7 protein-coding genes, 2 pseudogenes and 1 riboswitch are annotated in these 12310 nt (G+C 72.8%); of the genes and pseudogenes, 3 read left to right on the forward strand and 6 right to left on the reverse strand.

Going from position 1 to position 12310, the window contains the following annotated elements:
• A pseudogene (gene cobH, locus ABZ371_RS12570) lies at window positions 1-85 on the reverse strand (precorrin-8X methylmutase); the annotation flags it as partial.
• Between the two features lie 289 nt (window positions 86-374).
• On the opposite strand from cobH, the gene ABZ371_RS12575 reads away from it, so the two are divergent.
• The gene (locus ABZ371_RS12575; RefSeq protein ID WP_358677419.1) at window positions 375-728 is read left to right on the forward strand and encodes a hypothetical protein; all 354 of its coding nucleotides are present in this window, start codon (window positions 375-377) and stop codon (window positions 726-728) included.
• Window positions 729-773: 45 nt separating this feature from the next.
• Here the strand turns inward: ABZ371_RS12575 and ABZ371_RS12580 are convergent.
• A pseudogene (locus ABZ371_RS12580) lies at window positions 774-1040 on the reverse strand (glycoside hydrolase); the annotation flags it as partial.
• Window positions 1039-1187, reverse strand: a riboswitch (cyclic di-AMP (ydaO/yuaA leader). Its footprint overlaps the pseudogene before it by 2 nt.
• A 269-nt stretch (window positions 1188-1456) precedes the next feature.
• Between ABZ371_RS12580 and pcrA the strand changes: the two are divergent.
• Window positions 1457-3898: a DNA helicase PcrA gene (pcrA, locus tag ABZ371_RS12585; RefSeq protein WP_358677422.1), complete on the forward strand. Its 2442-nt coding sequence runs from the start codon at window positions 1457-1459 to the stop codon at window positions 3896-3898.
• A 236-nt stretch (window positions 3899-4134) separates the two neighbouring features.
• On the opposite strand, the gene ABZ371_RS12590 is transcribed toward pcrA, so the two are convergent.
• Both ABZ371_RS12590 and ABZ371_RS12595 read right to left on the reverse strand, forming a co-directional pair.
• Window positions 4135-5832, reverse strand: coding sequence for a peptidoglycan DD-metalloendopeptidase family protein (locus ABZ371_RS12590; RefSeq protein ID WP_358677425.1), 1698 nt, complete (start codon window positions 5830-5832; stop codon window positions 4135-4137).
• Between the two features lie 287 nt (window positions 5833-6119).
• Window positions 6120-7148: an alpha/beta fold hydrolase gene (locus ABZ371_RS12595; RefSeq protein ID WP_358677428.1), complete on the reverse strand. Its 1029-nt coding sequence runs from the start codon at window positions 7146-7148 to the stop codon at window positions 6120-6122.
• Between the two features lie 344 nt (window positions 7149-7492).
• Here ABZ371_RS12595 and ABZ371_RS12600 point away from each other — a divergent pair, with 344 nt between their 5' ends.
• On the forward strand, window positions 7493-7906 hold the full coding sequence (locus tag ABZ371_RS12600; protein WP_358677431.1) for a cobalamin B12-binding domain-containing protein: 414 nt from the start codon (window positions 7493-7495) through the stop codon (window positions 7904-7906).
• Between the two features lie 843 nt (window positions 7907-8749).
• Here ABZ371_RS12600 and ABZ371_RS12605 read toward each other — a convergent pair.
• The gene (locus tag ABZ371_RS12605; RefSeq protein WP_358677434.1) at window positions 8750-10588 is read right to left on the reverse strand and encodes a DUF5691 domain-containing protein; all 1839 of its coding nucleotides are present in this window, start codon (window positions 10586-10588) and stop codon (window positions 8750-8752) included.
• Between the two features lie 88 nt (window positions 10589-10676).
• Window positions 10677-12071, reverse strand: a complete 1395-nt coding sequence (locus ABZ371_RS12610; RefSeq protein ID WP_358677437.1) for an SWIM zinc finger family protein — start codon at window positions 12069-12071, stop codon at window positions 10677-10679.
• Between the last annotated feature and the right edge of the window lie 239 nt (window positions 12072-12310).

The raw sequence follows: 12310 nt of genomic DNA on the forward strand, positions 1-12310 counted from the left end.
AGATCACCTCGTTGTCCGCCGGCAGCCGCTTGCGGGTGACCCCGCTGGCGACCATGGCCACGTCGGAGAGGATGGGCGCAGGCGCAGGGGGAGTGGCCCGCCACCGGATCTCCTGGCGGGGCGACCGGTGTGCCGTCCCGGTACGGGGCGGCGGTGGAGAGCCGGTCACCTGGGAGGGACGCTAAACCCGGGGCACGGGGAAGAGGTGTAATGACGTATTTTTGCCTGCTTGCGACGTTTCGCTGTCCGAATGGGATCGGAACGGTGCTGCTCCTGCGCCGTTCCGGACTCGCCGCGCGTCCCCGCGCGGCCGGCTCATAGGGAAGTCGTACCTGGCCGGGGAGCACCCGCGGAGCCGTGGATAGGGTGCGGCCATGGACGTACTCATCAATGTCTTCGTGGCCCTGCACATCATCGGCATCGCCTCCCTCCTGGGCGGCTTCCTGACCCAGATGAAGGCCATGGGGGCGGGCACGGCGCGCTTCGTACCCGCGATGCTGCACGGGGCGCTCACCATGCTGGTCACCGGCGTCGCCCTCGTCGGGCTCGACCAGGCGGCCGACCACGGCGTCGACAACATCAAGATCGGCGTCAAGCTGCTGATCCTGGTCGTGATCCTCGCGCTCGTGTACGTGAAGCGGGACGAGGAGAAGGTGGACAAGGGCGTGTTCGCGGCCGTGGGCGGTCTGACCGTCGTCAACATCTTCATAGCCACGCTCTGGACCTGATCCGGACGGGCCGGACCGCTTGTCGGCCCGTACGGCCGCCGCCTCCAGCAGGGCGTCGACCTCGGCACGCCGCCGGGCGGAGGCGCTCTTCGCCTTGTCGTACCGCTGGGTCGCGGTGCCCGCCTGCCGGTAGAGCTCGTCGACCTTCTTCCGGACGCCCTCGACGCTCGGCTTCGGCTCCGCCGGGGCCGCGGTCGCGCTCTGCGTGGACAGCAGGGTGACGGAGGCGAGGGCCGCCGCCGTGAAGCCGAACACCGGGGTGGCCGAGCGCGAGCGGGTGCGCGGCTCGCGATGCGATGCCAAGGCCGGCATCTCCTTCCGTCGGACCGCCTACCGGGGCGGCTGCCGGGTTCGGGCGGTACGGAAGGCTGCCCTGCGGTCCGGTCGAAGGGGACCGATTCACCCCGGTGCTGCGTGCGGGTCCCCGGTTCCGGGCGCCGGTGAGGGCGGTACGGATTCGGCGGGGGCGCCCGTGCGGCGTGATTCGCCTCACGGTGTACGGCCGCCCGTCGGAGGCACGCTAGCCAACCCGTGGCTCGCCTGTGAAGGCTGATGTTCGATATGCCCGATACATTTCCGTGACCTGGGCGGAGCGGTGGCCCGGCCGCGCGAACCGGCGCCGGGACCCGCACGGACCGTGTCCGGCCGGTCGCCCGGTGCGCACGGAACCACCTCCCCCGCGCAAACCGGCCCGGTGTGTCGGTGCGGCCGCCTAGACTCATGAGGCGATGAGCAGCCTCTTTGACGACAGTTTCCTGACCGGCCTCCAGCAAGCACAGGAAGGCCCCCCGCCGCCCCCCGAGGAGCACGCGCCCGAACAGGTGCCGGAGGGCCTCTTCGGGGATGTCTTCGACACCCCCCCGCCGCCGCGCGAGGCCTACTACCGCGACGGCGCCCCACGCCCCGTCATCGACACGGCCGCGCTGCTCGACGGGCTGAACACCGAGCAGCGCGCGGCCGTCGTCCACGCGGGCTCCCCGCTGCTCATCGTCGCCGGTGCCGGGTCGGGCAAGACCAGGGTGCTCACCCACCGGATCGCCCACCTGCTGGCGGAGCGGGGGGTCCACCCGGGGCAGATCCTCGCGATCACCTTCACCAACAAGGCCGCGGGCGAGATGAAGGAGCGGGTCGAGCAGCTCGTCGGCCCGCGCGCCAACGCCATGTGGGTCATGACCTTCCACAGCGCCTGTGTGCGGATCCTGCGCCGCGAGTCGAAGCTCCTCGGCTTCACCTCGTCGTTCTCGATCTACGACGCCGCCGACTCCAAGCGCCTGATGGCACTGGTCTGCCGCGACCTGGACCTCGACCCGAAGCGGTACCCGCCGAAGTCGTTCACGGCGAAGGTGTCGAACCTCAAGAACGAGCTGATCGACGAGGAGACCTTCGCCGGTCAGGCCGCGGACGGTTTCGAGAAGACCCTGGCGCAGGCCTACGCGCTCTACCAGGCCCGCCTCCGCGAGGCCAACGCGCTGGACTTCGACGACATCATCATGACGACGGTGCACCTGCTCCAGGCGTTCCCCGACGTCGCCGAGCACTACCGCCGCCGCTTCCGGCACGTCCTGGTCGACGAGTACCAGGACACCAACCACGCCCAGTACACGCTGGTGCGGGAGCTGGTGGGCCCCTCCGGCGAGGCCGCCGACGCCCCGGGGGAGCTGTGCGTCGTCGGTGACGCGGACCAGTCGATCTACGCCTTCCGGGGCGCGACCATCCGCAACATCCTCCAGTTCGAGGAGGACTACCCGGACGCGACGACGATCATGCTGGAGCAGAACTACCGCTCCACGCAGACGATCCTGTCCGCGGCCAACGCCGTCATCGAGCGCAACGAGAGCCGTCGGCCCAAGAACCTCTGGACGAACGCCGGCACCGGCACCCGGATCGCCGGCTACGTCGCCGACACCGAGCACGACGAGGCGCAGTTCGTCGCCGACGAGATCGACCGGCTCACGGACGCGGGGGACGCGAAGGCCGGAGACGTCGCCGTCTTCTACCGCACCAACGCCCAGTCCCGTGTCTTCGAAGAGATCTTCATCCGCGTGGGACTGCCCTACAAGGTCGTCGGCGGTGTGCGCTTCTACGAGCGCAAGGAGGTCCGGGACGTCCTGGCCTACCTCCGGGTACTCGCCAACCCCGAGGACACCGTCCCGCTGCGCCGCATCCTGAACGTGCCCAAGCGCGGCATCGGCGACCGGGCCGAGGCGATGATCGACGCCCTGTCGCTGCGCGAGAAGATCTCCTTCCCACAGGCGCTGCGACGCGTCGACGAGGCGTACGGCATGGCGGCCCGCTCGGCCAACGCCGTCAAGCGCTTCAACACGCTCATGGAGGAGCTGCGCACGATCGTGGAGTCCGGTGCCGGACCGGCGGTCGTGCTGGAGGCGGTCATGGAGCGGACCGGGTACCTGGCCGAGCTCCAGGCCTCCACCGACCCGCAGGACGAGACCCGCATCGAGAACCTCCAGGAGCTCGCCGCCGTCGCCCTGGAGTTCGAGCAGGAGCGCGCCGAGGAGGAGGGCGCGGGCACCCTGGCCGAATTCCTGGAGAAGGTCGCCCTCGTCGCCGACTCGGACCAGATCCCCGACGAGGACGAGGACGGCTCCGGCGTCATCACGTTGATGACGCTGCACACGGCCAAGGGGCTCGAATTCCCGGTGGTGTTCCTGACGGGCATGGAGGACGGCGTCTTCCCCCACATGCGCGCCCTGGGGCAGGTGAAGGAGCTCGAGGAGGAGCGCCGGCTCGCCTACGTGGGCATCACGCGGGCCCGCGAACGGCTGTACCTGACGCGCGCGGCGATGCGCAGCGCCTGGGGCCAGCCCTCGTACAACCCGCCCTCGCGCTTCCTGGAGGAGATCCCGGACGCGCACATGGACTGGAAGCGCAAGGGGCCCATGGCGGGACCGGCGGGACCGACGTCGGGAATCACGTCGTCACTCTCCTCGGCCCGTGCCAAGTCCGGGCCCTCGGGCTTCGCGACCCGCCGTGCCTCGGACAAGCCGGTGGTCACGCTGGTGGCGGGCGACCGGGTCACCCACGACCAGTTCGGTCTGGGCACGGTGACGGCGGTGGAGGGATTCGGCGACCAGGCCAAGGCGACGGTCGACTTCGGGGACGAGCGGCCCAAGAAGCTGCTGCTGCGGTACGCGCCGGTGGAAAAGCTGTAGGAGAGGGCGAAACCGCGTCCCTCGGGGCCTGCCACCGGGGGACGCGTCCGGTCTCCGACGGCTCACGCCGTGGGGCGTGACGCCGGCCTGGTTCTCGCCCCACGGGGACGTGCCCGGTCTACGACGGCTCACGCCCGGGGGCGCGACGCCGGCCGGGTTCTCGCCCCACGGGGACGGTTCTCGCCCCATGGGGACGTGACGGCAGCCTGGTTCTCGCCCCGGGTGCGCGTGCGTCCTCAGCCGGGATCGAGGCCGTGGCCGCGCAGCCACGGCAGCGGGTCGATCGCCGTCCCGCCACCGGGCCTCACCTCGAAGTGCAGGTGGGGGCCGGTGGAGTTGCCGGAGTTCCCCGAGTAGGCGATGACGTCGCCGGCCTTCACCGTGCCCGAGCGGATCTTGGTGCTGCTGAGGTGGCAGTACCACGTCTCCGTGCCGTCGGGCGAGGTCACGATGGCCATGTTGCCGTAGGCGCTGTTCCACTGGGTGCGCACCGTGCCGTCCGTCGCCGCCATCACGGGCGTGCCGTACGAGACGGGGAAGTCGATGCCCGTGTGGACGGACATCCAGTTCACGCCGGCCTGGCCGTAGTGCGCGCTGAGGCCGTGCTGCCTGACCGGGAGGAGGAACTTCGGGCGCGCCGCCTCGCGTCGGGCGGCCTCGTCCTCGCGCCTCTGCCTCTCCGCGGCCTGCCGTTCCTTCAGGTCGATGCGCTCCTGCGTGCGGCTGGCGCGGTCGGCGAAGTTCTCGGCATCGGCGCTGAGGTTGGCGAGCTGGGTGTCCAGCTTGTTGTTGGCGACGACCGGCTCGACGGTGTCCGCGGCCGCCACGGACGTGGAGTCGTCCTTCTGCTCCTCGCCGCCCCCGATGCCGCTCACGGAGGCCGCGGCGATGCCCGCCACGCTCATGACGCATGCGGAGGGGACCGCGACGGTGAGGAGGGCCGAACGCTTGGCCGGGGTACGCCGCCGGCCGCGGCTGCCTCCCCGCTGTGCGGCACGGCCCGCAGGGCGTGCGGCGGGGGCGTGAGAAGTCGTCACGTCGGTGGTGCCGGTGATGCCGGCGGCCGGACCGTCTTCCGTCCCACCGTCGTATTCCGTCCCACCGTCGTACGCGTGGGCTTGCGCGGCGGTGACGTCGGCCGGCCCCGCGTGGGCGGACTCAGCCGCGTCCTCGTGCGCGCCGGGCGTCTCCGAGGCGGAGGGCTCCGGCTCCCGTGCCTCCGGCTCGTGGCGTTCCGCTGCGTAGGCCTGGGTGTCGTACGCCAGGTGCTGCTCCGACGCGTACGGCTCGTAGGAAGGCGACCCGTGTTCGTACGTGGTCTGCGACGTGTGTTCGGCGGTGTACGCCGCGCTCTCGGGCGTGGCGCCGGTGTTCCACGCGGTGGCGTCGTAGGCGCCGGTGTCGGTGGCTCCGTAACCGGAGGTGCCGAAGACCGGGGCGGTGTACGTGCCCGTGGCGTAGGCGGTGCTGCTGAACGTCGTGGTGGGGAAGGCCCCCGTGTCGCCCGCCGCCCACTCGTCCGCCTGGCCGGCCGGGGCCCACCCGCTGGTGTCCCACTGGCCCGTCGCGTCGGGGCCGTGGGCGGCGGCCTGGGCCGGGATCCCGGCTCCGTGCGCCCAGGTGGCGGTCTCGTCGTGACCCTGCTGCGCCTGGGGGTGGGCCTGGGCCTGCGCGCCGTAGGCGTCGTACCCGGCCTGCTGGTGCGCGCCCGTGTCCCAAGAGCCGGTGTTCGGATGCGTCTCGGCGGGGTACACGGTGGTGTAGCCGGTGCCGTCGTGGGTGCCTTCGTAGGTGGTGGAGTACCCACCGTCGTACGTCGGGTGACCGTCGTCGTGCCGGCCCGGAAGGGTGCCGAACAGCGGGTCGGTGTCGAAGCTGCCGGTCGAATGGCTGTCGTACCCGACATACCCGGCGTGGGGGTGCTGGTCGTTCACCAACTTCTCTCTCGCCTCGGCAGCAGGACCTGTTCCGGGGTCCGGTCGGAGGATCCCAGGGGAAGCAGTGGCCGCGACTGTACCCGGCAGTACGTGGCGACGACAATCTTCAGCGGGCTTCGAACCCTCAGGAAACGGGCAATCGGCGGCCTTTCGGTGGACACGGGAAAGAGGCTTGGTTCTATTTTCGATTGTCGTTCGGTTCTCGGTGCCGCCCCCGGCTGCGTTCGCCGGGCCCGGAGCCGGGGGGCGTGCCCCGTCGCGCCGCGGCGCGCGTCGCCGGGACCTCAGGCGACGGAGGCGGCTCCCGGGGCATCGATGACCGCACCGTCGGATTCCAGCGCCTGACGGATCGCGGCGGCGACCGCGGGATGGACCGGCAGCGCGAGATGTCCGATGCCGGTCACGCGCACGTTCACCGCGTCCAGGTCGGGATGGTCGACGCACGCGGTCTCGACCGGCACCATCACCCTGTCCAGCTCGCTCCAGAAGCTGATGAACCGGGTCCGGCAGCCGGGGGCCGGATGGCGTAGCTCCTGGATGAGGCCGGAGCCGGTGCGCATCTGGCGGACGATCGGGTGCGCGGCCGCCAAGGGGGCGACCGCCGTGCCGCCGTGCGGGGTGCCGAGGGTGACGAGGGTGCGCACCCGCCGGTCACCACCGAGGCGCTGTACGTAGTACCGCGCGATCAGCCCTCCGAGGCTGTGCCCCACGATGTCGACTTCGTGACGTCCGGTGCGGTCGCAGATCTCCTCGACGTGGCGGCTCAGCAGTTCGGCAGCCGTGCGGACGTCGCAGGTGAGCGGCGAGTAGTTGAGCGATTCCACGTGGTGCCATCCGTGCCGTGACAAGAAGCGGCGCAGCAGGACGAACACCGAACGGTTGTCGATGAAACCGTGCAGGAGCACCACGGGCGGCCGCTCGTCGGGGGCGTGACCACCGGGGTCTCCTGTCGGCAGCGTGGCCGTGTCTGCCGCATTCGCTGTATCTGCCGTATCGGCTGCACCTGGCGTATCGGCGGGACGGATGTATCCGCCTGCGCCGGCCGGTTCCCGGGGCGGGACGCCGGTGGTTCCGCCGCCCGTCCCCCCGCCGGCGGAGGCGCCGCCGGGGCGCGTGCGGACGCCGGGGGAGGGGGGAGCCGCAGGGGCGCGGCGCTCGGCGGTCATGCCCGAGGGGTAGAGAAGGACGTGCCCGGCAAGGATCGCCAACTCCAGAGCCGAGGCCCTGACCAGCGCGAACGACAGCCAGGAGGGCCGTGCCGGAGAGGGGTGCGGCATAGGCGGAAGAATGTGCAGGGCTCTCATGACCTTCATCGGTCGACCTCCTGCATCGGCATACGGGGCAGGCGGCTCCCTGCCCCGTACGCCCACACGGGGTGTCGCTGCCGAGGCGGCTCCGGCTCTGATCGGCCCGGTGTCCTGTCGCCGTGCCGTGCGGCTGGCGGCGCGGCGACGGAACGACCTCGTTGCGGCTCCCCTGGCGTCGCTCCCGGAGCGGTGGGTGACCGCGTGGTGCGGGGAGCGGCGCCTCGGCGAACTTGTCCCATGTGTGATTTCCCCCTCCCCACGCACCGCGAAACGGCACCGTGCGGGATGCTGTGGATAACGTTCGTTCACATCCGGCTTTTTCGGTACGGGAAACGCATGTGGAGGCAGTGATGGGTGTGACCGGTCCGATCCGTGTGGTGGTGGCCAAGCCGGGCCTCGACGGCCATGACCGTGGGGCCAAGGTGATCGCGCGGGCGCTGCGGGACGCGGGTATGGAGGTCATCTATACCGGGCTCCACCAGACGCCCGAACAGATCGTCGACACCGCGATCCAGGAGGACGCCGACGCGATCGGCCTGTCGATCCTCTCCGGCGCGCACAACACACTCTTCGCCAAAGTCATCGAGCTCCTGAAGGACCGCGAGGCGGAGGACATCAAGGTGTTCGGCGGCGGCATCATCCCCGAGGCGGACATCGCGCCGCTGAAGGAGCAGGGCGTCGCGGAGATCTTCACCCCGGGAGCGACGACGGCCTCCATCGTCGACTGGGTGCACGCCCATGTACGCCAGCCGGCGCAGGCCTGAACGGAAGCCGTGCACCTATGTGCGCCAGCTGACGCAGGCCTGAACGGCGGCCGTACACCCACGTCCGCCAGCCGGCGCAGGCCCGAACGGAAGCCGTGCACCTACGTGCACCTATGTGCGCCAGCTGACGCTGGCTTGAACGGCGGCCGTAGACCCACGTCCGCCAGCCGGCGCAGGCCCGAACGGAAGCCGTGCGCCCTTCGGGCTCCGTAGGCGCGTCGGGCTCCGTACACCTTCGGGGGCCGGACGGACGCGCGCCGGGCGCCGGTCGAGCGCTGGGTGCCGTACGTGCTTCGGCTCGGTGCGGCCTTCAGGCGCCGTCGGTTCCACAGGATCCGTGGCGGCCAGGGCTGCGTATGCCGTCCAGGATCCGGGGCCCGTAGGTGCTGCGGCCCGGCGGCCCGGCCCCGTAGGTTCTGGAGCGCTGTGCTCCGTACGCCGTCCGGGCTCCGGGGCGCTATGTTCCCGTGGCCCCGTGCGCTCTGCGGCCCCGTGGCCCCGTGCGCTATGCGGCTGCCGGCTGGACGGTCCCTGAGGTCTCTGCGGTCCCTGGGGCGCCAGGCTGCCGGCGTCCTGCTCGCGCCCGCTGCGTCCTGGGCCTGCTCCGGGCCTTGGCCAGGGGGCGCGCCCTGTTCCGGGGTGGTGTCCCGCCCTTGCACTCCGCGCCCGTGTCAGGCCCTGCATCCGCCTCCCGGCACGTACGAGCTTGCGGTCCGGTGGTCGGCATGCCGACCTCCGGCGACGGACCCGGGGACGCGGCCTGCTCGGCTTTGCTGAGCGGTTCCGCGGCCGCGTGCTGCCGCGTGGCCGCCTGCGCCCGGCTGTTCGGCGGCGTCGGCTGTGTCACCGCGCTCGGCACTGGTCCCCGCCTGGCGCCGAGACCGTGCCCGGACCGGGAACTGCGCCTGGGCCGGGTACCGCGTCCGGCCGGGGTACTGCGCCTGGGCCGGGTACCCCGTCCGGCCCGGGTATCGCGTCCGGCCCGGATCCCACGTCCTGACCGGCAACCGCGTTCGGCACCCGGACCGCGTCCGGCGCCGGTTCCGGGGTCAGCTCCGCTTCCATGGCCGCGCGAAGACGCAGCGTGGAGACCAGTCGCTGGAATGCCTCCGACCAGTAGCCGCCGGCCCCCGGTGACGCGCCTTCCGGTTCGTCCGGCGTGGTGGTGAGCACCTCGAGCCGGTCCGCCTCGGCAGGGTTGAGGCAGCGTTCGGACAGACCCATCACGCCGCTGAAGCTCCAGGGGTAGCTCCCCGCGTCACGGGCGATGTCCAGCGCGTCCACCACCGAGCGGCCCAGTGGCCCCGCCCAGGGCACGGAGCAGACTCCCAGCAGCTGGAACGCCTCGGACAGCCCGTGCGCCGCTATGAAGTCGGCGACCCACTCCGCCCGTTCGGCGGCGGGCAGGATCGCGAGGAGCTGTGCCCGCTCAGCCAGCGACGCCGTCCCGGGGCCGTTGGCCGGCGGTGTGGACGGGGTGCCGAGCAGCGCGCGCGCCCAGTCGGGATCCCGCTGGCGTACGGCCGCACGGCACCACGCGGCGTGGAGCTCGCCGCCCCAGTCGTCGGCGACGGGCAGGGCGACGATCTGCTGAGCGGTACGGCCGCCGAACCGGTCCCGCCAGGCGCCCAGTGGGGTCACCTCCACCAACTGCCCCAGCCACCAGGACCGTTCACCCCGGCCCGATGGCGCCTGCGGCGTCACACCGTCGCGCTGCATGGCGGCGTCGCACTCGTGCGGCGCCTCCACGGCGATGGACACGACGCCGCCCGTGCGGTCGGGGTTCACGCAGGAGATGGCGCGGTCGGCCATCCGCCGGGCGAGCGCCGACCCCGGGAGCGAGGACAGCAGTTCGGCAGCCGTGGCGCGGACATTGCGACTGCGGTCCGAGAGCGCCTCCTCGAGGAACGCCTCGTCGGCCCCCGTCAGCCCCGCTCGCAGGGAGTCGAGGAACATGAGACGGTCCTCCGCCCGCTCGGTGGACCACGTGGAGGCGAGCAGCGCCCGCGCGGCAGCGGGATCCTGCGCCCGTACGGCTCCGAGCAGAGCGACCCGCTCCGCGAACAACCCCTCCTCCCAGAGCCGGTGAACCGCCTCCGGGTCGTCGGTGCCGGGCCGCCGCCCCCCACTCGGCGAGGCGCGCAGCGCGAACCTCCACGCAGGGTTCAGGCCGGCCAGCCACAACCCGCGCGGCCCGGCGAACGCCAGCGCCTGGGGTCGCAGGTCGCTGCGTGCCCGGGCGGCGTCCAGCAACGCGGGCAGCAGCTCTGCCGGCGCGCGGAAACCACGGGCACCGGCGGTGGCCAGCCACTGGGGGATGAGCTCGGTGAGATCGGGGGCCGTCCCCCGCCGCCCCCCGCCAGGGGGAGTGGAACGGTCGGCCAGGAGCTGGGCGAGGCGGCGACGGGCGGCCACGGGAAGCGGCGGCCGGGGATCGGGCGGAGCCGCCGGAGGCAGCGCGGCCCCCGTGGCCGGCCGCAGTCCGGCCCGGCGACGCACGGTGTGCAGTGCCGCGGCGTCCAGCAGCGCCACCGGGCCGTGCGCCTGGTCGCCGTCCGGGCGGGGCGGACGCCGGTCGGTACCGAGCAGCGCCGACGTGACCAGCTCGTCCCACGCGGCAGGCACAGCGCCGTCGGCCCCGGCGGGCGGGACTGAGCGGGAGTCGGGGGCGGTGGCGGACATCACTGGTCCCTCCGGTCGTGGGGCAAGGGCGGAAACGCGGGCGGGTGCACGAGGGCGGGCGCGTGCGGGGGCCGTGGGCGCGACCGCGTCAGCGGAGCGCCACGACCGCGTCGGTGACGGCCTCGGCGGACCGCTCGCGGCACCATGCCGCGAGCGGATCGAAGCCCTGGTGTCCGCAGGTGCCGAAGACTGTCAGCGGGCGGCCTCCCGAGAGGGCGACGAGCGTCCACAGACCCGGCCGGGCCAGGGCCCACGGCGCGATCGGCAGGGCGGTACCGTCCGGCGCGCCGACCAGCTGCCAGCCGTCCCCGTCCGGCACGGGTATCACCTCGCGCAGGATCACGGGCCAGGAGTCCAGCCAGGGATCGTCCCGCAGGGCACGTCCGTACGCGGTGACGGCTTCGGTCGGCGTGCCGCCCGGAGGCGGGGACGCCGTGACGGCGGGCGTGCCGAACTGGCGTCCGAGGTCGGCCCTGAGCCCGCCACCGCCAGGGTAGGGCGCCACCTCGGCGTCGATCGTCGCCCCCACCGGCAGGTCATGGCCGGGTGCACGCCCTGCCGCCCCGAAGGAGAGCAGCAGCACCGTACGGCCCGACTCCTCGCCGTACAGCCAGCCGCGGCGGGTGACGATCTTGCCGTCAGGGGTGTCGTACTGCGCGAGGACCTGCCACCGGTCCCGTATCACCGCCCCCCTCGCGGGAGACGGCACCCCGACGCGCGTACGGACCGTCGCCGCGAGTTCGTCCGGCAACCGGTCCAGCCGGAGCCACGCCGAGTCCAGCAGATGCAGCAAGGCGCACTCCTCCAGCAGCCGTGCCGGCCAGCCCGGGCCGGACGACGGGATCGCTCCCAACTCGCGGACCCGGCCGGCGAGCCCGGGTGCCTGGGCGTCGACCATCCGGGCCGCCGTCTCCTCCCACAGCGGCTGCCCCGGGCCGGCGGCCGCCGCGAGGCCGCCACGCAGCAGGTCGGCGAGACGTTGCTCCAGCTCCTGCGCGCCCCCGGTGATCCGCTCCGCGCGGCGTTCCGCGCGACGCCTGGCCGCCTCGGGGTCCGCAAGGCCGGAGGCAGGGCGGCCGGCGGTGGTGCCTGGCCGCGGCGACGCCTGGCCCTGACGGTCCGTCGGCCACCCCGCGGCCCAGTCGGGGACGGCGCCCGAGGGCACCACCGGATCACCGGAGGCCCAGAGCAGCAGCAGGCCCAGCGCGTGCTTGCACGGGAACTTCCGGCTCGGGCATTCGCACCGGTACCACCGTGCTCCGGTGTCGACCACCGTGCGGTAGGAGGTGGCTCCGCTGCCCGCGCACACGCCCCACACCAAGGCCTCCCGGCAGCCCGCGCCCGACCACCGGCTCGGCGTGCCGAGCTCGCCCGCCGCGGCACGCGACACCGCGTCGGGCGACAGGGCCAGGACCTGCTCCACCGTCCAACGCGCCGAGGGCCCGGCGGCACGCGACGTTTCTCCCCCGTGAGATAGCAGCATGGTCACGACGGTAGGACGCCCCACTGACAATCGCCCCTGAGCTGGCCTTCCTTGTGGAGACCCCGCCGTTCCGCCGTTCCGCCGTTCCGCCGTTCCGCCGTTCCGCCGTTCCGCCGTTCCGCCGTCCCGCAGTTCCGCCGTTCCGCCGTTCCGCCGTTCCGCCGTTCCGCCGTTCCGCCGTTCCGCCGTTCCGCCGTTCCGCCGTTCCGCCGTTCCGCCGTTCCGCCGTTCCGCCGTTC

Origin of the sequence: Streptomyces sp. NPDC005899 (assembly GCF_040629645.1) — a bacterium.
In the GTDB taxonomy this organism is placed as follows: Bacteria; Actinomycetota; Actinomycetes; order Streptomycetales; family Streptomycetaceae; genus Streptomyces.